Consider the following 18,516-nt stretch of genomic DNA (forward strand, 5'->3'; position numbering starts at 1 on the left):
GCGGGCCTCGGCGGTGACCTCGGTGTCCGGCCGCGGCAAACCCCTGTCATGGTCTCATCGAGACGCACCTCACACCCTGCGTGAGAAGCTGGAGCTCCCCACATCGCCCCGGAGGTATCACATGCTCGTGCTGGCGCATGTCAGCGACATCCACATCGACGGAAGCGAGCGGAACACCTCGCGCGCCGCCCGCGCGCTCACCCACGCGCGGTCGCTGCGGCCCGACGCGATCGTGCTGACCGGCGACCTGGCGGACCACGGCGCGGTGGAGGAGTACGAGATCGTCCGCGAGCTGATCGCCGGTGACGACGTGCCGCTCGTGCTGTGCCCGGGCAACCACGACGCGCGCGGCAACCTCCGCAAGGTCCTGCTGGAGCAGGACGGCGACCACCCGGTCAACCAGGCGCTCAACCTCGACCACGCCACGATCGCGCTGTGCGACTCCAGCATCCCCGGCCGCCCGGACGGCGAGCTGAGCGACGACACCCTGGCCTGGCTCGACTCCGTGCTCGCCGCCACCCCCGGCGTGCCGGCCTTCGTCGGCATGCACCACCCCGCCGTCCCGCTCGGCATCCCGTACGTGGACGAAATTCGGCTCGGGCGGCCGGAGGGGCTGGCGGAGGTCCTGGGCCGCCACCCGCACGCCATCGCGGTGCTGGCCGGGCACGCCCACACGGCGGCGGCGACGACGTTCGCCGGGCTGCCGCTGCTGGTCGCGCCGGGAGTGGTGAGCACCGCGCTGCTGCCGTCCGAGACCTCGGCGCGCCCTCCGGTCGACCACGACCTGCCGCCGGCCATCGCCCTGCACGTGCTCGACGACGGCCGGGTCACCACGCACTACCGCCCTGTGCCCTAGACCTTCGTGACGCCGACCCCTGTGGGTGATCGTGGCCAGGAGGGTGCGCGAGGAGCCCCGTATGAGTCTCCCCCTCGCCCGACCAGCCGCACTCGCCGCCTCCGCCCTCGCCGCCCTCCTCGTCCTCTGCGGCCTCGCCGTACGGCCCGCCGCGGCGGCCGGGCCCGTCCCGCTCCCCGCGGCGTTCGACCGCGCCGCCGCCGCGCACGACGTGCCGCGCGACCTGCTGGTCGCCGTGGCCTACGCCGAGACCCACCTGGACGACCACGGAGGCAAGCCGAGCACGAGCGGCGGCTACGGCGTCATGCACCTGGTCAGCAACCCCACGGTCCACGCCCTGGAGAAGGCCACCGAGCTGACCGGGCTGCCGGTCGAGACGCTGCGCTCCGGCACCGAGGCCAACGTCATGGGCGGCGCGGCCCTGCTGCGCGCCCACGCCGACGCGCTGCCGCGGGAGGTCGCCGCGGACCGCGGCGGCTACGCGCAGGTCCGCGACCTGAACTCACCGGTGGAGACGCTCAGCACCGACTACGGCCCCGCCGCGTGGGTGCCGGCCGGCTCCGCCAACTACACCGCCTCGAGCCGCCCGTCGAGCTACGCCATCGACCGGGTGGTCATCCACGTGACCCAGGGCTCGTACGCCGGCACGATCTCCTGGTTCCAGAACTCCGCCGCCCAGGTCTCGGCGCACTACGTGGTCAAGTCGTCGAACGGCGAGATCACGCAGACGGTGCGGGAGAAGGACGTCGCCTGGCACGCGGGCAACTGGCCACCCGCTCCATCGGGATCGAGCACGAGGGCTACATCAGCGACGCCTCGTGGTTCACCGACGCCATGTATCGCGCCTCGGCCGCGCTGACCCGCGCCATATGCGACAAGTACGGCATCCCGAAGGACCGCGCGCACATCATCGGCCACAACGAGGTGCCGGGCGCCACCCACACCGACCCCGGCTCCTACTGGAACTGGACGACGTACATGAACTACGTGACCGGCGGCGGCACCCCGTTTCCTCCGGCACGGGCTACGTCGTGGCCGACGCCGTCCGCGTCACCAGGGTCTGATCCCCCGATGAGCGTCCGTACGGCTCACGCGTCCGGGAGCTCGTCCGGGATCCACGAGCCGTGGAATCCCGCCGGCACCCGGCGCGGCAGCCGTACGGACGCCACCTGGGCCAGGTCCGACGCGTCGAGCACGAGCAGCTCGGCGCCGTGCTCGGTGCCCGCGATCGACAGCAGCCAGCCCTCGTCCTCGGCCTTCGCACCCGAACCGGGGACGAACACGGCCTCGCCCGGCGAGCGCTCGCCCGTCTGGTGCGCCCGGCTCGTGCCGTTCGCGGTGTCGTACTTCACGATCGCGCCCTGGCTGACCGCGTAGATGTAGCGGCTGGTCAGGCCGGTGCGCGTCTCGTTGATCGTGGGGAACTCGACGTCCAGGTCGTCGAGCGGCACGTCCTTGGCGGCGCCGGTGGCCGGGTCGAGCGTCCAGCGGTGCAGGGCCGCGCCCCCGGTGTGGGCGGCCGGGTTGGCGGCGCCGCCGATGGTCGGCCAGAAGCCGCAGAACGCCCCCGGCGAGTAGCGCACCGCGTCGACGACGACGCGCCCGTGCTCGTCCTCGCTCGCGTTGCCCACGTGGAAGACGTAGCAGGGGTCGATCTCGAACCACCGCACGTCGCCGGTCTCACGGCTCATCACGCCCAGCCGAGCGCCGTACGCGTCGTCCCACCGGTACGGCATGCCGCGGCCGACCAGGGCGAGATCGAAGACGACCGGCAGGTCGAGCCACACCACGTGGTGCTCGGTGATCGCGAAGTCGTGGGCCATGGTGGGCCCCGGCACGTCCACCGTCCGGCTCTCCACCAGCTCGCCGTCGGCCGACAGGCGATGGTAGGTGAGGTAGGGCGCGGCCCAGCCGTACCCGAAGAAGTGCAGCTCCCCGGTGATCGGGTCCTCCTTGGGGTGCGCGGTCATCGCCGTGGCCAGCCGCCCGCCGAAGTCGCAGGCGCCGACCGTGTCGAGCTCCGGCGTCATCTCGTACGGCAGGCCGTTCTCCACGAGCGCGAGGATCTTGTCGGCGTGCCGGATCACGTGGGTGTTGGCGGGGACGGCCGCGAGGTCCACGCCGCGCTCGTGCACGTACGGCGCGCTGGCGAAGCGGGTGGTGCGGACCCAGCGGTTGCGGTACCACTCCGCCCGCCCGTCGCGCAGCCGGATGCCGTGGATCATGCCGTGGCCGACGAACCAGTGCCCGCCGTCCTCCCCGGGCCGGGGGTTGGGGCCGTTGCGGAAGTAGCGGCCGGTGAGTTCGGGCGGCAGCGAGCCCTCGACCGGCAGGTCGATCGCGTCGATCTCGTCGGGCACGGGGGCGAGGCGGCCGGTCAGGTAGGAGGCGGTCATGTCGGTGATTCCCTTCAGGCGGCGTAGCGGGCGCGGACGATCTGGGGGTAGCGGACGGTGAACAGGGCGGGGAGCGCGAAGCCGCAGACCTTCACCGCGATGATCGCTGCGGTGGCGTGCGGGGCGAACGCGAGCAGCAGGGCGAGGCCGATCGCGTTGAGGGTGAAGCCCACCGCCCACACGGCGGTGATGACGGCGTTGACGCGGTAGAACAGCGGGGTCGCCTGCACCTCGGCCGGGGTCGTCCGGCGGGCGATGCCCAGTGTGAACGGCTTGCGGATGGCCAGCGACCCCCAGGCGGTGAGGGCCAGCCACGCCACCGAGACGGCCGGGCCGTACTCGCCGAAGGGCGCCGGCGAGACCGTGAACGCGGCGAGCGTGAGACCGGCGAAGAAGACCCCCGAGCTGAGCTCGATGACCATCTCGTCCCAGCCGCGCCCCGCCCGGCGGTCGACGGCGAGCAGCACGAGCGAGACGAGGAGCGCGGCCGCGGCTCCGAACCTGGCCTCACCGTTCGTGCTGAGGACGGCGAAGGCGATCCAGGGGAGAAAGGTCAGGACGTAACGGAGCACGGGGGTTCCTCAGATTCGACATTCCATGAGTGACATGTCGAAAGTAGAACCTCCACTCGCGACATGTCAACACAGGAATGTACGATCGGACCCATGAGCCTTCGTCATGCCATGCTCGGCCTCCTGTCGGCCGGGCCCGCCAGCGGATACGACCTGCTGAAGACCTTCGAGCTGTCCCTGGAGAACGTCTGGCCCGCCACGCAGAGCCAGCTCTACGCCGAGCTCGGCCGGCTGGCCAAGGAAGGCCTGGTGCGAGTCGTGGCGGAGGGCCCGCGCGGGCGCAAGGAATACGAGATCACCGAGGAGGGGCACGCGGAGCTGCGTCACTGGCTGGTCGAGGTGCCGCCCAACCTGGGCCGGCGCAGCGACATGCTGCTGCGGGTCTTCTTCCTCGACCAGGTCGGCGCCGTCGCCGCCCGCGGCTACCTGGAGCGGCTGGCCGAGCGGGCCGTCCACGAGCACGACCAGCTCCGCGGCATCCGCGAGTTCGTGACCAGCCAGGGCGACGACGCGCTGCGGCTGTACGGCGACATCGCGCTGGAGTGGGGCCTGCGCCTGACCGCCGCGCAGCGCGACTGGGCCGAGTGGGCCGCCGGCCGGGTGGCGGCACTGGAACAGGAGAAGACACTGGAGCAGGAGAAGGCCGGGCAGGCCGGAGCCGGGTGACAGCTTGCGGGGGCCCGGCGGCATCCGACGACCCGAGCCACCCTCGGCCCCTTGGAGGAACTCCATGCGCGCCCGCCGACTCCACCTGCCTCCCCTCCGCCTCGGGGAAGCGGCAGCGGCTCAGGAGCCGAGGTAGCGCAGCACGGCCAGGACGCGGCGGCTGTATCCGGTGGTGTGCGACAGCGCGAGCTTGTCGAACAGCGCGTTGACGTGCTTTTCCACCGCACTCTGCGACACGTGCAGGGATTGGGCGATCGAGGCGTTGGTCAGGCCCTGGGCCATGAGCTCCAGCACCTGGCGCTCGCGGGCGGTGAGCTGGGCCAGCGGGTCGGCGTGGCTGGTGCGCGCGAGCAACTGGCGCACCACCTCCGGGTCGAAGGCCGTCCCGCCCGCCCCCACCCGCTCCAGCGCGTCCAGGAAGTCGCCGACCTGGGCCACGCGGTCCTTGAGCAGATAGCCGACCCCGTCGATGCTGCCGCTCATCAGCTCGGTGGCGTACTTCTTCTCGACGTACTGCGACAGCACCAGCACTTTGACCTCCGGCCATCGTCGCCGGATCTCCAGCGCGGCGCGCAGGCCCTCGTCCGTGTGGGTGGGCGGCATCCGTACGTCGACCACCACCGCGTCGGGTCTGTCGCCGTCCACGGCCTCCAGGAGCGCGTGGGCGTCGCCCACCGCCGCCAGGACGTCGTGGCCTTCCTCCTTCAACAGCCGCACCAGGCCCTCGCGCAACAGGGCCGAGTCCTCGGCCAGCATCACCCGCACGGCAGCTCCGTTTCGATCACGCTCGGCCGGCCGCCGGTGGCATCGGCTCCGCCCATGCCGTCGTCCTCCACTCGCACGATGACCATGCTGCCTTCCTGACGTACCCCGATGGTGACCAGGGCGGGTTCCAGCGCTCGGCGCGATCGCGATCCCGGCTCCCGGCGCCACTACGTCACGCGTCCGAGGCTAGGAACGATCAGGACATGCCCACCATGAGGCGCGTGGCCGTTCAGGGGTGGGGAAAACCACAGCCGCCGCGCGTACGCGTAGTCGGCGTGATTTAGAGGGGTGTGCGGGGAGCCAGGCCCTGGAGCAGGGCGTCGAGCGCACGGTCGAAGCGCTCCTGATGGTCCTCGGGGGTGCCGAGCCCGGCGCGCAGCGCCTCGACCAGGACGGGGTGCTCCCCCGGGTCCAGGCCTCCCATCACACCTGCGACGTCCGGCTCGTCGTGACCCGGCGTCCGCCCTGCCTCGGCCAGCGTGTGCCCGACGACGAACGTGGCCACCGCGTTGATGAGCTGGAGCCCCTCCAGCGCGCCGAACCCCTCGGCCCGCAGCGCGGCCGCCATCCGCTCCACGGCCGCCAGGCCGCCGGGCGCCAGCACCGGCCGGGTGGCGACCAGCGGCAGCAGGGCGGGATGCGCGAGCAGCTCCCGCCGGATCGCGACTGCGAAGGCGCGCAGCCACTCCCTCCACGGGCCCACCGGCTCCACCGTGATCCGCGAGACCGCCATGTCGATGAGCCCGTCCAGGACGGCGTCCTTGTTCGGCACGTAGTAGTAGAGCGTCATCGCCTCCACGCCCAGCTCGGCGCCCAGTTTGCGCATCGACAGCGCCGCGATGCCCTCCCTGTCGACCAGGGCCAGCGCGGCGGCGAGCACCTTCTCCCGGGACAGTCCCGCTCTCGGCATCGATCCTCCACTTGACGTCTCTTACGCCGTAAGAATATCGTCTCTTACGCCGTAAGAAACGAAAGGGGCAATCATGACCGCCGCCGCGAAGACCGTCGTCCAAGGGCTGTTCGACGCCATCAACGACCGGAGACTGGGCGACCTGCGCCGCTACATGGCCGACGACGTCGTCGACCACAACAAGGTGATCCACGGGGAGCCGGACGAGCCTGGCGCCGCGTTCGACGCCATCGCCCAGCAGCTCGACGCGTTCGAGCCGTTCCACCTGAAGGTCGAGGAGATGATCGGCGAGGGCGACCGGGTGGCCGTACGGCTGACGATGTCGGGGGTGAACTCCGGCTCTCACCCGCGCATGCCGGAGCCCACCCACCGTTCGTTCACGGTCGAGGCGATCTTCATCCTCACCCTGCGGGACGGGAAGATCTCCGAGATGCGCGCGGTGAGCGACCGCCTGGGCATGTTCCTCCAGCTCGCCTGGGACTGGCCTCAGGTTGACTGACCTCTGCGGGGCCTTCTCAGCGCGTCGGCCGCCCGGTCGAACGCGTGCCCGCCACACCAGATCGCCGTGATCCGCCTGGTCGCGGTGATGTCCGCCAGCGGGTCACCGTCGAGCAACACGAGGTCGGCCCGGCGGCCCTTACAAATGATCAAGCGGTCAGTGAGTGGCCATGTCCACGAAGCGGCTGTAGTGGCCCTGGAAGGCCACCGTGACCGTGGCCGTGGGGCCGTTTCGGTGCTTGGCCACGATCAGGTCGGCTTCACCCGCGCGCGGCGACTCCCGCTCGTACGCGTCCTCCCGGTGCAGCAGGATGACCATGTCGGCGTCCTGCTCGATGGAGCCCGATTCGCGGAGGTCTGACACCTGTGGGCGCTTGTCCGTACGCTGCTCGGGACCACGGTTGAGCTGGGAGATCGCGATGACCGGCACCTCCAGCTCCTTGGCCAGCAGCTTCAGGGCCCGGGACAGCTCCGAGACCTCCTGCTGGCGGCTCTCGGTCTTCTTGGGCGAGCTCATGAGCTGGAGATAGTCGACGATCACGAAGCGCAGGTCGTGCCGCTGCTTGAGGCGGCGGCACTTGGCCCGGATCTCCATCATCGACATGTTCGGCGAGTCGTCGATGAACAGCGGCGCCTCGGCGACCTCGCCCATCCGGCGGGCCATCCGCGTCCAGTCGTCGTCGCTCATCAGGCCCGAGCGCATCGTGTGCAGCGCCACCCGCGCCTCGGCGGACAGCAGGCGCATGGTGATCTCGTTGCGCGACATCTCCAGCGAGAAGATGACCGTGGTCAACCCATGCTTGATCGCCGCGGATCGGGCGAAATCCAGGCCAAGAGTCGAGTTGTGCGTGGGGATCCATGTCCGCCCCGCCAGGTACATGTGATCGGCGTTGTCCACCTCCACGCAACGCACCGGCACCGATGCAACCGGACGGACGTCGACGATGTTGCGGTACGTCGTCTTGGTGTGGGTGTTGGTGTTCACACGGGCGTTCTTACGGACCAGCCGGAAGACCTTGTCGGATGGCGTGAACGTGATCACATAGCTGGTTGAGCCGGCTTCGGTGCGTCCCGGCACCGCCTCGGACGTCCAGGTCGCTTTGTATCCCAGGCTCAGGATCAGTTCCCAGGCGTCCTCTGCCAGGCGGCGGTTCGTGACCGCGAACCGGACTGTCCCGGCGTCGCTGATGTAGCCGTCGGTGTCCAGCAGCCCGGCCAGGAGCGCCCTGCGCTGCGCCTCAGACGCACGCAGGTATTCGCGCGGGATGTGCTTGTTGCCCAGCACACCCAGCTTCCTCAATCGGGCGTTCATGGTGCCGTGGTCGTCGCGACACTTCTGGCACTGGCGAAGCCCGCTGGACGGGCCGCCGCAGTCGGGGCACCTGGGCGGCTGCGAGGGGCCGTGTTCGGAATTCCCCGACCGGCCTCCGCATACCCTGCCGCAGGTGCGCACCTGCGCGGTCATGGGCGTGAACAGCTTTCCGCACACGATGCACGGTCGTTCGGCGATCGTCTCCGGCTCGGGCAGCAGCATCGCGTACATCAGCCCGCCGCGGTGCTCCACCCGGAGACCTTCTGCGGCGACATGGTCGGCGATCTCCGGATCACCCGTGGTGAACCGCGCGCTGCCGGAGTGGCCGTCTCCGAGCCAGACGCCCAGCGCGTACGGAGGGACCAGCAGGTCACGATCGGGCAGGTCCAACGGCTGGGCGTTGACGACAGTGTGATTGAGCCGCTTGTCCGCGGTGTCGCACCACAGCGTCGCGGCGATCTCCTCCGTTGTGCGCACCTCAGCGAACGTCTTCTGATTCCGGCACCCGTTGTAGCCGGACGCGGCCGCCTGAGCCGCTTCGCGGGACGCGTGCGTGTCGGTGAGCCACTGGTGCTGAGCGTCAGCCACGATCACGGTGCCGTCGCTGAACTCCACCTCGTAGCACGGGCGGTCGTACATCACTTCGGTGGCGGCCACCACGCGGGTCGGCTTACCATCCGCGCCGATCAGGTAGTCGCCGACCTCCACCTTCCCCATCGTGGTCCATCCGTCGGGCGTGGGCAGGGGCGTGTCGAGCGCGAGGGCCTTGCCGATCGCGGGGCGGGCGGCGACGACGATCATCTGCCCGGGGTGGAGGCCGTTGGTCAGGGCGTCGAGGTCCTGGAAGCCGGTCGGGACGCCGACCATCTGGCCGCCGCGGCTGCCGATGGCCTCGATCTCGTCCAGCGCCGACGGCATGATCTCCGACAGCGGGAGGTAGTCCTCGGACGTGCGGCGCTCGGTGACCTTGTAGATCTCGGCCTGCGCGCGGTCGACCAGGTCGTCGACCTCCTCGCCCTGGCCGCCGTACCCGTAGGAGACGATGCGGGTGCCGGCCTCGATGAGGCGGCGCAGGACGGCCTGCTCCCGGACGATCTTGGCGTAGTAGCCGGCGTTCGCGGCGGTGGGCACGATCGCGGTCAGCGTGTGCAGGTACGCGCCGCCGCCGACCCGGGCGACCTCGCCGCGCTTCTGCAACTCGTCGAAGACGGTCACCGAGTCGGCGGGCTCGCCCCGGCCGTACAGGTCGGTGATCACCTCGAAGACGATCTGGTGGGCGGGCCGGTAGAAGTCGTCGGCGCGCAGCACCTCGATGACGTCGGCGATGGCATCCTTGGACAGCAGCATGCCGCCCAGCACCGACTGCTCGGCCTCGATGTTGTGCGGCGGCGTCCGCTCGAACATCGACTCAGAGCCTCCCGGTCCCCCCGGGAAGTCGAGCACGCTCACCCTCACACCCCCAGCCCAGCGGTCACAGCATCCCCAACCCGGTGCGCAAGTCTCCCCAACCTCAGGGCCGGGCGGCAACTTGACCAGTGGACAACCCTGTGGACAACGTGTGCAGTCCGCTCCCGTGACATGTGAAAACCCTGGGGACGACCCTGTGGACAGTGATGTGACCGCACTGCGGAAGACCGCTCCCACCTGGGATTTCGATATCCACGGCCTGTGGAGGAAAGAAAGTCACGGGAGATTCGCGATACCGATCGAGCATGGCTGCGTAAGCCGCAAAATAGGCTTATGCCACTTACCTCCGGAACGGGACACGGCCGTGCCCACGACAGGGAGATCCTCAGGCTCGCGATCCCGGCGTTCGGGGCACTGGTGGCCGAGCCGCTCTTCCTGCTCACCGACTCCGTCATCGTCGGCCACCTCCCCGATCCTGCGCTCGGCGCTCTCGGCGTGGCCAGCGCGGCCCTGTCGGCTCTCGTCGGGCTGTGCGTGTTCCTCGCGTACGCCACCACGGCCGCCGTCGCGCGGAGGCTGGGGGCGGGGGACGTCAGGCAGGCGATGCGCCAGGGGATGGACGGCCTGTGGCTGGCCGCGATCATCGGCCTGGCCGTCAGCGTGGCGTGCTGGCCTCTTGCACCGTTTATCGTACACCTGTTCGGAGCCACGGGCCAGCTCGCCGCGCAGGCCGTCACCTATCTGCGCATCAGCCTCCTCGGCACCCCCGGGATGCTGCTGGTTCTCGCCGGCACCGGCGTCCTGCGCGGCCTTCAGGACACCCGCACGCCGCTGGCCGTGTCCGTCGGGTCGTTCGCGCTGAACGGGCTGCTCAACATCTGGTTCGTGCTCGGCCTCGGCTGGGGGATCGCCGGGTCGGCCTGGGGCACGGTCGTCGCGCAGTCCCTGGCCGCCGCGACCTACCTCGCGCTGGTCGTGCGTACCGCCCGCGCGCACGGCGCCTCGCTGCTGCCCGACCTCGCCGGGGTGCGGGCCGCCGGCGCCGCCGGGTTCGCCCTGGTCGTCCGTACGGCATGCCTGCAGGCCGTGCTGCTCGTCGCCACCTCGATCGCCACCCGGATGGGCGACGACCAGATCGGCGCGCACACGATCGCCGCCCGGATCTGGACGTTCCTCGCGTTCGCCCTCGACGCCATCGCGATCGCGGGGCAGGCCATCACGGGCCGCGCGCTGGGCGGGGGCGACACCGCGGGCACCCGGGCGGCCACCAGGCGCATGGTGATGTGGGGCGTCGGGTGCGGCGTCGTGTTCTGTGCGGCCGTCCTGCTCGCGCGCCCGCTGGTGCCGGCCCTGTTCGACGTGCGGGGCGAGGCGGCCGCCGAGCTGCTCGCCGTGCTGTGGCCGGTCGCGCTCCTGCAGCCGGTCGCGGGTGTCGTGTTCGTGCTCGACGGGGTCCTCATCGGGGCAGGCGACCAGCGCTACCTCGCCTGGGCGGGGCTGTGGACGACGCTGGCCTACCTGCCGTTCGCCGCCGTCGCGGGCACCCTGGTCGCCCTGTGGCTCGCGCTCGGCGCCTGGATGGCCGCCCGGCTCGTCACGCTCGCCCTCCGGGCGTACGGCACCGCCTGGATGGTCACCGGCGGGACGGCAGCCTGACTCACATGCGGCGGGCCTCCAGCACGCGCTGAAGGAACGCCTGAGTGCGTGGATGCTCCGGCGCGCTGAAGATCTGCTCGGGCGGGCCGCTCTCCAGCAGCACGCCGCCCTCCAGGAAGCACACGGTGTCGGCGATGTCGCGGGCGAAACCCATCTCGTGGGTGGCCAGGATCATCGTCATCCCGGTCTCCTTGAGCTCGCGGATCACCCCGAGAACCTCGGTGACCAGCGTGGGGTCGAGCGCCGAGGTGACCTCGTCGAGCAGGAGCAGGCGGGGGTTGGTCGCGACCGCTCGGATCACGGCGACCCGCTGCTGCTGGCCGCCGGACAGCCGGTCGGGGTACTCCCCCGCCTTGTCGGCCAGCCCGAACCGGTCGAGCAGCTCCCGTGCCCGCGCCTCGGCCTCCTCCGGCCGCACGCCGTGCACCTTGCGCGGCGCGAGCGTGATGTTGTCGAGCACGGTCATGTGCGGGAACAGGTTGTACGCCTGGAACACCATGCCGATGCGACGGCGCACGTCGTCCGCGTCGGCCCGCACGTCGGTGATCTCCACGCCGTCGAGGTGGATCGCGCCGTCGTCGATCGTCTCCAGCAGGTTGACGCAGCGCAGCAGCGTCGACTTGCCCGAGCCGGACGCCCCGATCAGGCAGACCACCTCGTGCGGGGCGACCTCCAGGTCTATCCCGCGCAGCACGCTCTGCCCGTGGTAGTGCTTCCAGACGCCCTCGATCGTCAGCAGACTCATGCCGTGCCGCCTCCCGTCTGGCGCCGGGCGGCCCGCGCGGCGAGATGGTCGGTGAACCGGGCCAGCGGCAACGTCAGCAGGATGAACAGCAGCGCGGCGACCAGGTAGGGCGTGAAGTTGAAGTCGAGGTCCTTGTGGATCTGCGCCTGCCGCAGCGCCTCCAGCGGGCCGAGCACGGAGACCAGCGCGGTGTCCTTCTGCAGCGAGACGAAGTCGTTGAGCAGCGGCGGGACCACCCTGCGGACGGCCTGCGGCAGCACCACGTAGCGCATGGTCTGCCCCTGCGTCAGCGCCAGCGACCGCGCCGCCGCCCGCTGACTGGGGTGCACCGACTCGATCCCCGCCCGGAACACCTCCGCGACGTACGCCCCGTAGGACAGCACGAGCGCGATGATGCCGAGCGTGACGGGGTCGCTCGGCGCACCCTGCAACTGGAGCGCGGGAATGCCGAACCCGACCAGATAGATCAGCAGGATGGTCGGGATGCCGCGGAAGACGTCGGTGTAGAGCACGGCCAGCGCGCGCAGCGGGAAGAACGCCGGCGCGCGCAGCCCGCGCACCAGCGCGACAAGGAGGCCCACCACCAGGATGAACACCTCGGCGATGAGGAACATCTCGATGTTCAGCAGGAAGCCGCGCAGCACGTCGGGCAGCGCGGCGACGAACGCCTTGGGGCTGAAGAAGAACTCCTGGACCCGCGGCCACCCCGGCGATGAGGTGATGCCGGCAATCAGGGCGACCACCACGACGATCGTGGACGCGGTGGCGACCGAGATCGACCGCCGCCCGCGGGCACGCAGCTCCGCCTCCCGGCGACGCTGCCGCTCGCTCTTCACCCACACGGGCGACTCGGCGTGCTCCGGCATCCCCGGTGACGCGGCGGCCTCCCCGTCGGTCACTTCAGCTCCGGGGCGCCCGCGGCGGCGGTCAGCCACTGGCTCTCGATCTGCGCCAGCTCACCGGACGACTTCAGCTCGCCGAGCGCCTTGTCGACGCAGCTCACCAGCGGGCTGCCCTTCTGGAACAGCAGGCCGAACTCCTCCGGCTCGCCGCTGTTCGCGGCGAACTGGCCGACGATTTTGGACTTCTCCACCTGGGCGGCGGTGACGTAGAAGGCCGTCGGCAGGTCGACGACGATGGCGTCGATCTGCTTGTTCTTCAGCGCGTTGACCGCGTCGACCTGCTGGTTGAACACGCTCGGGTCGTTGCTGGGCTGGATGACCGAGCGCACCGCCTCCAGTGCTGTCGTGCCGGCCTGGACGCCGATCTTGGCGTCCTTGAGCTCGGCGAGGCTCGTGGCGGAGGCGAACTTCGTGCCGTCGAGGGCCACCACGCCCTGCTTGACGGTGTAGTAGCCCTGGCTGAAGTCGACGGCCTTGGCCCGGCTGGGGGTGATGGAGATCTGGTTGATGTCGAAGTCGAACTGCTTGGGCCCGGGGGCGAACGACGAGTCGAACGGAACGACCGCCCAGGCGACCTCGTCCTTGGTGAAGCCCATCTTCCCGGCCACCGCGTAGGCGACCGCGCTCTCGAACCCCTGGCCGTTGGAGGGGTCGTCGTTCTTGAACCACGGCTCGTACGCCGGCTTGTCGGTGCCGATCGTGAGCTTGCCGGGGGTGGTGAGCTTCAGGCTCTCCTTCGCGCACGCGTTCGCGGCGGCGGAACCGGCCGGGCTCGCGGCGGCACTCGCGGTGGTGGAGGTGTCGTTCGCCGGAGCGCAGGCGGCGGCCGCCAGCACGAGGGCGCCGGACGCCAGCAGGAGAGTAGGACGGCGCATCACAGCCTCCGTTGAGGGGTCTTTCCACGAAATCCGCCGAAAACGGACGGCAAGATACTAGCGTTTCGTATAACCCTTGTTCACCTGAAGGGAATCAGCTTGTCGCCGGCGTCGGAAGAACGGCGAAGGGCCCCTCTCCGACGGACGGAGAAGGGCCCTCGACGGACTGCTACGGGTGTCAGCCCGCGACCACCTCGACGTCGAGGGTGGCGGCGACCTCCGGGTGCAGCCGGACGCTCACCTTGTGGGTGCCGACGCTCTTGATCGCGTTGCCGATCTCGATGCGACGGCGGTCGAGCTGCGGACCGCCGGCGGCCTTGACGGCCTCGGCGATGTCGCCGGTCGTGACCGAGCCGAACAGCCGGCCCGACTCGCCCGCGCGGGTCTTGAGCCGCACCTTGAGGGCGCCGAGCTGGCCGGCGACCTCCTTGGCGGAGCCCAGGTCGCGGATCTCGCGAGCGGCACGCGCCTTCTTCAGCGAGGCGATCTGCGACTCGGCGCCGCGGGTCCAGCGGATGGCGAAGCCACGGGGAATGAGGTAGTTGCGGCCGTAGCCGTCCTTGACCTCGACGACGTCGCCGGGAGCGCCGAGGCCGGAGACCTCAGTGGTGAGGATGAGCTTCATTTGTCCTGAGTCTCCTTTCTCAGCGCGCGGTGCTCGTGTACGGCAGCAGGGCCATCTCACGGGCGTTCTTGATAGCGGTCGCCACGTCGCGCTGGTGCTGGGTGCAGTTGCCCGTCACCCGGCGGGCACGGATCTTGCCGCGGTCGGAGATGAACTTCCGCAGCAGCCCCGTGTCCTTGTAGTCGACGTAGGAGATCTTGTCGTGGCAGAAAAGGCAAACCTTCTTCTTGGGCTTGCGGACTGCCGGCTTCGCCATCGTGGTGCTCCTCTCAGAGCCCCGCATGTCGCGGGAATGGTGCGCTCGGTTAGGTTTCGCTCGGTTGTGTTCACGGTGGTGGGACCGGAAGGCCCCGATGACCTAGAAGGGCGGTTCGTCGCTGAAGTCGCCGCCGAAGCCGCCACCGCCCTGCGGGGCGCCGAAGCCGCCGCCACCGCCGGAGCCGTAGCCCCCCTGCGGGGCGGGCGCCGCGGTCGCCCACGGGTCGTTGGCCGGGCCGCCTCCGAAGCCGCCGCCGCCACCGCCCTGGCGCGTGGTCTTGTTGACCTTCGCCGTGGCGTTGCGCAGCGAGGGGCCGACCTCGTCGACCTCGACCTCGTAGACCGTGCGCTTCTCGCCTTCCTTGGTCTCGTACGACCGTTGGCGCAGCCGTCCCTGCACGATCACCCGCATGCCGCGCTGGAGGCTCTCGGCGACGTTCTCCGCCGCCTGCCGCCAGACGTTGCAGGTGAGGAACAGGCCCTCGCCGTCCTTCCACTCGTTGGTCTGCCTGTCGAGGAACCGCGGAGTGGACGCGATGCGGAACCGGGCCACGGCCTGACCCGTCGGGGTGAAGCGCAGCTCCGGGTCGTCGACAAGATTGCCGACGATCGTGATCTGTGTGTCGCCTGCTGCCATCGGTCGCTTTCGCCTTCCTATCCCGTCAGCTGAGCCGTCAAGGGCTCAGAGTACGGCCCGGGCCCGACAAACCGCCGGGCTTCGGGTTCTGCCAGTGGAGCTCAGTGGAGCTCGGGGCGGATGACCTTGGTGCGGAGGATGCCCTCGTTCAGGTTGAGCTGACGGTCCAGCTCCTTCACGGTGGCGGGCTCGGCGGTCAGGTCGACCACGGCGTAGATGCCCTCGGACTTCTTGGCGATGTCGTAGGACAGGCGGCGACGGCCCCAGACGTCGACCTTCTCCACGGTGCCGCCGTCGTTGCGGACGACGGTGAGGAACTGGTCGAGCGACGGCTGCACGGTGCGCTCGTCGAGGGACGGGTCGAGAATGACCATCATCTCGTAGCGACGCATGTGTGATCCAACCTCCTCTGGACTCTTGCGGTCACGACGCCTTGCCGTGACAGGAGGACCCTGCGCCTCGCGCCGGGCGGCCATGCCCCCGGCCCTTATCAGACGCAGCCGAATAAGGCTACCAGCCACTTGGCCGTACCCGGCCCGGAGAGTGAAACTGGAGGTCGGAGAGGGGGTAGGCACGATGCGACACGCCATCGGCCGCAAGAAAAGGCACCCCGTTCATCTCACGCTGAACACGGACGGCAGGCCGCACCCGCGGGAGAACGCGATGACGATCGCGACGCTGGTGTGCGGCCTGGTGGCGTTCGTCACGGGCTTCATCGTGACAGCCCACATGATCGCGTCATGGGTGGGCGCGATCGGGTTCTGGGGCGGCCTGTACGCCCAGTTCGTCTCGTCGACCACCAGACAGCGATCGTTGATCATCGTGGGGATCGTGGGGTCGTTCGTCGGCGCCGCGCTGGGGATCGCGCACGGAGGCTTCCTCCCCCGCGGAGTCACCCTGCGCAGCTGAAGACCCGTGCAGCTGAAACCCCGGGCAGCTGACGACCCGTGCAGCGGAAGCCTGTGCGGCCGAGAAGCGCCGCTCAGCCGCCGATGTGCAGGTCCACGCCGAGCAGTACGAGGAACCAGAGGAAGACCGCGATCAGGGCCTGGGCGACCTGCTTGAGGAGAGTGGGAGTGATGTAGTCGTGGAGCCAGGCCACATAGAGGCCGACGAGGATGTAGATGAGAAGGATGAAGCTGCCTAAGCGATATCTCATGCTCGTCTCCTTGACGACGAAGTAGTATCGCGCGCGGGTTTCGGGGGCGCGTGCAACGCGACTGCCCTGGTTCGCGCTCTTGAAACAGCGTGTCCTCTTGAAACGCTCTTGGAGAGCGCCTAGAGTTCGCCCTCCGCGTCCGGCAGCCCCCTTACCAGCCAAGCGATGGAGGAACGGCATGGACAGCCACGACGGCGCCCGCCCGCGGATCGGGGCCCACGTCGACCAGGACGACCCGCTCGCGCACGCGGCGGCCCGCGACGCCGACGTGGTGCAGTTCTTCCTCGGCGACCCCCAGGGGTGGAAGGGCCCGGTGACACCCGCCACCGCCGACGCCCTGCGCGCCTCGGACGTGGACGTCTACGTGCACGCGCCGTACGTCATCAACGTGGCCACCGCGAACAACCGCATCCGCATCCCGAGCCGCAAGCTGCTCGACGCGCACCTCAAGGCGGCGGCGGCCATCGGCGCCAAGGGCCTGATCGTCCACGGCGGGCACGTCAACGCGGGCGACGACCCGCAGACCGGCTTCGACAACTGGCGCAAGGTCTTCGAGCGCACCGAGTGCCCGATCCCCGTGCTGATCGAGAACACGGCCGGCGGCGGCAACGCGATGGCGCGCAAGCTGGAGCGCATCGCCCGGCTGTGGGACGCGGTGACGGCGGGGGCTCCGGACCCCTCGGTCGTCGGCTTCTGTCTGGACACCTGTCACTTCCACGCGGGCGGCGAGGAGCTCGCCGGGCTCGTGGAGCGGGTGAAGGCGATCACCGGTCGCATCGACCTCGTGCACTGCAACGACTCGCGGGACGCGTTCGACTCCGGGGCCGACCGCCACGCCAACCTCGGCGCCGGGCAGATCGACCCCGAGGCGATCCTGGAGGTCTGCCGGACGGCCGGGGCGCCGATCGTGGTCGAGACGCCGTTCGAGGGCCAGGCCGACGACATCGCGTTCCTGCGCAAGCACCTGTAGACACTCGTCCACACCCTGTGGATAACTCTGCGGATTGAGAACCTCAGGAAGCGGGTACGGCTGCCTGAACGCCCCGCGCCGCCCTCACTTGCCGAGGCCTGCGTGTGGCGCGCCACAACTGCACGTACGACGTGACCGCCGCGGCCAGGAAGACCAGGTTGCGCACGACCAGCACGAGCGTCCCCGGCAGGGCCCCCGCCCAGCTGTAGTCCAGCTCCATCCAGGGATACATGATCCCCGTCAGCAGGGCGGCGACCATGACGAGCAGGGCGGCCGGCCGCTGCGTCGGGCCGGGCCGGTCGCGCCGCACCGACAGGATGACGGCGGCGACGCCGATCACCCAGACGAGGTACTGCGGCGACAGCACCCGGCTGGTGGCGACCAGGAAGAGCACGGTGGTGAGCGCGGCGTCGTAGTACGACCGCGGGCTCGGGGCCGCGCGCAGCCACCACAGCCCGACCAGCGCCAGCGCCACGGGTGTGGCGGCCACGCTCAGCAGGGTCGCGACGCCCACGCCGCCGCCGACGGCCTCCATCGCGCCGTGCTGGTAGGTGGTGTAGCCGTCCCACCAGCCGAGGGCCCGCGCGAGCGCGAACGGCGTGGCCGCCAGCGACTCGATCTGCAGGCCCCGCTTCTCCTGCGCGGTCAGGAAGTCCAGCGCGTGCGGCAGGATCAGGGCGGCCACGCCGCATCCCGCCACCGCGACGACGAGCGTGAGTGCCGACGTGGTCAGCAGTTCGCGCCACCGCCGCAGGCCGGCGAGCAGCGCGACCGGCCACACCTTGACGAGGAGCCCGACGCCGATGAGCGCCCCGCGCACCGCCGGGTTGGCCGACGTCGTCAGCGCGAGCACCGCCACGAGCGTGACCATGAGGTCGTAGCGGGAGACGAGCACCGGGCCGAGCAGGGCCGCGCCCAGGGTCCACGCCCACGGGCCCGCACGGCCCCCGCCGCGGCGTGGGCCCGAGAACCGCCACAGCAACAGCAGGATCGCCAGGTCGCACAGCAGCGCGAGCAGATAGAAGGCGACGTGGTAGCCCAGCGGCAGCAGGCGGGGGGCGAGCAGCGGCAGCGCCGCGAACGGCGGGTACTGCCACTTCTCGTCCCCGGCAGGGAACCGCCCCTCCATCAGGACGTCGGACCAGAGACGGTAGAGGGTGACGTCGTTCCTGAAGGACTCGCCGTGCCCGGTCGAGACGGTCTGGGTCGCGACGAGCAGGAGCGCCACCCGGGTCACCGTCCAGACCAGCAACAGGAGCCATGGTGGCCTCCGGCGCATCGCGTCTCCCCCGTTCGTCGCCCCTCTC

General features: G+C 70.3%; 20 protein-coding genes and 1 pseudogene. 7 read left to right on the top strand and 14 right to left on the bottom strand.

Going from position 1 to position 18,516, the window contains the following annotated elements:
• The first annotated feature begins 121 nt into the window (after positions 1 to 121).
• Positions 122 to 856, top strand: a complete 735-nt coding sequence (locus tag ABZ857_RS13090) for a metallophosphoesterase (RefSeq protein WP_357042136.1) — start codon at positions 122 to 124, stop codon at positions 854 to 856.
• Positions 857 to 1,262: 406 nt separating this feature from the next.
• Positions 1,263 to 1,750: pseudogene (locus tag ABZ857_RS13095) on the top strand (peptidoglycan recognition family protein); the annotation flags it as partial.
• Between the two features lie 194 nt (positions 1,751 to 1,944).
• Here ABZ857_RS13095 and ABZ857_RS13100 read toward each other — a convergent pair.
• Both ABZ857_RS13100 and ABZ857_RS13105 read right to left on the bottom strand, forming a co-directional pair.
• Entirely contained in the window at positions 1,945 to 3,252 is a 1,308-nt protein-coding gene (locus ABZ857_RS13100; protein WP_357042139.1) for a carotenoid oxygenase family protein, read from the bottom strand.
• A gap of 14 nt (positions 3,253 to 3,266) precedes the next feature.
• The gene (locus ABZ857_RS13105; protein ID WP_357042142.1) at positions 3,267 to 3,824 is read right to left on the bottom strand and encodes a hypothetical protein; all 558 of its coding nucleotides are present in this window, start codon (positions 3,822 to 3,824) and stop codon (positions 3,267 to 3,269) included.
• Between the two features lie 93 nt (positions 3,825 to 3,917).
• Between ABZ857_RS13105 and ABZ857_RS13110 the strand changes: the two genes are divergently transcribed.
• Positions 3,918 to 4,490, top strand: a complete 573-nt coding sequence (locus ABZ857_RS13110; RefSeq protein WP_357042145.1) for a PadR family transcriptional regulator — start codon at positions 3,918 to 3,920, stop codon at positions 4,488 to 4,490.
• A gap of 120 nt (positions 4,491 to 4,610) precedes the next feature.
• On the opposite strand, the gene ABZ857_RS13115 is transcribed toward ABZ857_RS13110, so the two are convergent.
• Together ABZ857_RS13115 and ABZ857_RS13120 are read right to left on the bottom strand one after the other, a co-directional pair.
• A complete protein-coding gene (locus ABZ857_RS13115) occupies positions 4,611 to 5,255 on the bottom strand; it encodes a response regulator transcription factor (protein ID WP_357042148.1) in 645 nt (214 codons plus the stop codon).
• A 280-nt stretch (positions 5,256 to 5,535) separates the two neighbouring features.
• Entirely contained in the window at positions 5,536 to 6,165 is a 630-nt protein-coding gene (locus ABZ857_RS13120) for a TetR/AcrR family transcriptional regulator C-terminal domain-containing protein (protein WP_357042151.1), read from the bottom strand.
• Between the two features lie 73 nt (positions 6,166 to 6,238).
• Here ABZ857_RS13120 and ABZ857_RS13125 point away from each other — a divergent pair, with 73 nt between their 5' ends.
• Positions 6,239 to 6,664, top strand: a complete 426-nt coding sequence (locus ABZ857_RS13125) for an ester cyclase (protein WP_357042154.1) — start codon at positions 6,239 to 6,241, stop codon at positions 6,662 to 6,664.
• A gap of 156 nt (positions 6,665 to 6,820) precedes the next feature.
• Here ABZ857_RS13125 and dnaB read toward each other — a convergent pair whose 3' ends face one another.
• Complete coding sequence (dnaB, locus tag ABZ857_RS13130) at positions 6,821 to 9,379, bottom strand: replicative DNA helicase (protein WP_357042553.1); 2,559 nt, start codon at positions 9,377 to 9,379, stop codon at positions 6,821 to 6,823.
• Positions 9,380 to 9,715: 336 nt separating this feature from the next.
• Here dnaB and ABZ857_RS13135 point away from each other — a divergent pair, with 336 nt between their 5' ends.
• On the top strand, positions 9,716 to 11,038 hold the full coding sequence (locus ABZ857_RS13135) for an MATE family efflux transporter (protein ID WP_357042157.1): 1,323 nt from the start codon (positions 9,716 to 9,718) through the stop codon (positions 11,036 to 11,038).
• 1 nt (position 11,039) lies between these two features.
• Here the strand turns inward: ABZ857_RS13135 and ABZ857_RS13140 are convergent, their stop codons facing one another.
• From ABZ857_RS13140 to rpsF, 7 genes are all read right to left on the bottom strand, one after another.
• Complete coding sequence (locus ABZ857_RS13140) at positions 11,040 to 11,783, bottom strand: amino acid ABC transporter ATP-binding protein (protein WP_193203931.1); 744 nt, start codon at positions 11,781 to 11,783, stop codon at positions 11,040 to 11,042.
• Entirely contained in the window at positions 11,780 to 12,682 is a 903-nt protein-coding gene (locus ABZ857_RS13145) for an amino acid ABC transporter permease (RefSeq protein ID WP_357042160.1), read from the bottom strand. The genes ABZ857_RS13140 and ABZ857_RS13145 overlap by 4 nt, the downstream gene beginning before the upstream one ends.
• Positions 12,679 to 13,560, bottom strand: a complete 882-nt coding sequence (locus tag ABZ857_RS13150) for an ABC transporter substrate-binding protein (RefSeq protein WP_357042163.1) — start codon at positions 13,558 to 13,560, stop codon at positions 12,679 to 12,681. Before ABZ857_RS13150 ends, ABZ857_RS13145 begins: the two co-directional genes overlap by 4 nt.
• Before the next feature lie 178 nt (positions 13,561 to 13,738).
• Positions 13,739 to 14,185: a 50S ribosomal protein L9 gene (gene rplI / locus ABZ857_RS13155; RefSeq protein ID WP_357042166.1), complete on the bottom strand. Its 447-nt coding sequence runs from the start codon at positions 14,183 to 14,185 to the stop codon at positions 13,739 to 13,741.
• Positions 14,186 to 14,204: 19 nt separating this feature from the next.
• The gene (gene rpsR / locus ABZ857_RS13160; RefSeq protein ID WP_076439843.1) at positions 14,205 to 14,441 is read right to left on the bottom strand and encodes a 30S ribosomal protein S18; all 237 of its coding nucleotides are present in this window, start codon (positions 14,439 to 14,441) and stop codon (positions 14,205 to 14,207) included.
• A gap of 102 nt (positions 14,442 to 14,543) precedes the next feature.
• Complete coding sequence (locus ABZ857_RS13165) at positions 14,544 to 15,080, bottom strand: single-stranded DNA-binding protein (protein ID WP_357042168.1); 537 nt, start codon at positions 15,078 to 15,080, stop codon at positions 14,544 to 14,546.
• 101 nt (positions 15,081 to 15,181) lie between these two features.
• A complete protein-coding gene (gene rpsF / locus ABZ857_RS13170; RefSeq protein ID WP_030508619.1) occupies positions 15,182 to 15,472 on the bottom strand; it encodes a 30S ribosomal protein S6 in 291 nt (96 codons plus the stop codon).
• 271 nt (positions 15,473 to 15,743) lie between these two features.
• On the opposite strand from rpsF, the gene ABZ857_RS13175 reads away from it, so the two are divergent.
• Positions 15,744 to 15,989, top strand: a complete 246-nt coding sequence (locus tag ABZ857_RS13175) for a hypothetical protein (protein WP_357042171.1) — start codon at positions 15,744 to 15,746, stop codon at positions 15,987 to 15,989.
• Positions 15,990 to 16,062: 73 nt separating this feature from the next.
• Here ABZ857_RS13175 and ABZ857_RS13180 read toward each other — a convergent pair whose 3' ends face one another.
• Positions 16,063 to 16,239 (bottom strand): hypothetical protein, encoded by a 177-nt coding sequence (locus tag ABZ857_RS13180; RefSeq protein WP_193203926.1) that lies wholly within the window; start codon positions 16,237 to 16,239, stop codon positions 16,063 to 16,065.
• A gap of 178 nt (positions 16,240 to 16,417) precedes the next feature.
• On the opposite strand from ABZ857_RS13180, the gene ABZ857_RS13185 reads away from it, so the two are divergent.
• Entirely contained in the window at positions 16,418 to 17,209 is a 792-nt protein-coding gene (locus tag ABZ857_RS13185) for a deoxyribonuclease IV (protein ID WP_357042174.1), read from the top strand.
• 43 nt (positions 17,210 to 17,252) lie between these two features.
• On the opposite strand, the gene ABZ857_RS13190 is transcribed toward ABZ857_RS13185, so the two are convergent.
• Positions 17,253 to 18,488 carry a glycosyltransferase 87 family protein gene (locus ABZ857_RS13190; RefSeq protein WP_357042177.1) on the bottom strand — a complete coding sequence of 412 codons (1,236 nt, stop codon included), beginning with the start codon at positions 18,486 to 18,488 and terminating at the stop codon, positions 17,253 to 17,255.
• Positions 18,489 to 18,516: the final 28 nt, after the last annotated feature.

This window comes from Microbispora sp. NPDC046933, from assembly GCF_040644635.1.
Taxonomy (GTDB): domain Bacteria; phylum Actinomycetota; class Actinomycetes; order Streptosporangiales; family Streptosporangiaceae; genus Microbispora.

Excerpts from the sequence above, each read along its gene's own strand:
- ABZ857_RS13090 (WP_357042136.1), top strand. The coding sequence starts at position 122 with ATGCTCGTGCTGGCGCATGTCAGCGACATCCACATCGACGGAAGCGAG.
- ABZ857_RS13100 (WP_357042139.1), bottom strand. The coding sequence starts at position 3,252 with ATGACCGCCTCCTACCTGACCGGCCGCCTCGCCCCCGTGCCCGACGAG.
- ABZ857_RS13110 (WP_357042145.1), top strand. The coding sequence starts at position 3,918 with ATGAGCCTTCGTCATGCCATGCTCGGCCTCCTGTCGGCCGGGCCCGCC.
- ABZ857_RS13120 (WP_357042151.1), bottom strand. The coding sequence starts at position 6,165 with ATGCCGAGAGCGGGACTGTCCCGGGAGAAGGTGCTCGCCGCCGCGCTG.
- ABZ857_RS13125 (WP_357042154.1), top strand. The coding sequence starts at position 6,239 with ATGACCGCCGCCGCGAAGACCGTCGTCCAAGGGCTGTTCGACGCCATC.
- dnaB (WP_357042553.1), bottom strand. The coding sequence starts at position 9,379 with ATGTTCGAGCGGACGCCGCCGCACAACATCGAGGCCGAGCAGTCGGTG.
- ABZ857_RS13135 (WP_357042157.1), top strand. The coding sequence starts at position 9,716 with ATGCCACTTACCTCCGGAACGGGACACGGCCGTGCCCACGACAGGGAG.
- ABZ857_RS13140 (WP_193203931.1), bottom strand. The coding sequence starts at position 11,783 with ATGAGTCTGCTGACGATCGAGGGCGTCTGGAAGCACTACCACGGGCAG.
- ABZ857_RS13150 (WP_357042163.1), bottom strand. The coding sequence starts at position 13,560 with ATGCGCCGTCCTACTCTCCTGCTGGCGTCCGGCGCCCTCGTGCTGGCG.
- rplI (WP_357042166.1), bottom strand. The coding sequence starts at position 14,185 with ATGAAGCTCATCCTCACCACTGAGGTCTCCGGCCTCGGCGCTCCCGGC.
- rpsR (WP_076439843.1), bottom strand. The coding sequence starts at position 14,441 with ATGGCGAAGCCGGCAGTCCGCAAGCCCAAGAAGAAGGTTTGCCTTTTC.
- ABZ857_RS13165 (WP_357042168.1), bottom strand. The coding sequence starts at position 15,080 with ATGGCAGCAGGCGACACACAGATCACGATCGTCGGCAATCTTGTCGAC.
- rpsF (WP_030508619.1), bottom strand. The coding sequence starts at position 15,472 with ATGCGTCGCTACGAGATGATGGTCATTCTCGACCCGTCCCTCGACGAG.
- ABZ857_RS13175 (WP_357042171.1), top strand. The coding sequence starts at position 15,744 with ATGACGATCGCGACGCTGGTGTGCGGCCTGGTGGCGTTCGTCACGGGC.
- ABZ857_RS13180 (WP_193203926.1), bottom strand. The coding sequence starts at position 16,239 with ATGAGATATCGCTTAGGCAGCTTCATCCTTCTCATCTACATCCTCGTC.
- ABZ857_RS13185 (WP_357042174.1), top strand. The coding sequence starts at position 16,418 with ATGGACAGCCACGACGGCGCCCGCCCGCGGATCGGGGCCCACGTCGAC.
- ABZ857_RS13190 (WP_357042177.1), bottom strand. The coding sequence starts at position 18,488 with ATGCGCCGGAGGCCACCATGGCTCCTGTTGCTGGTCTGGACGGTGACC.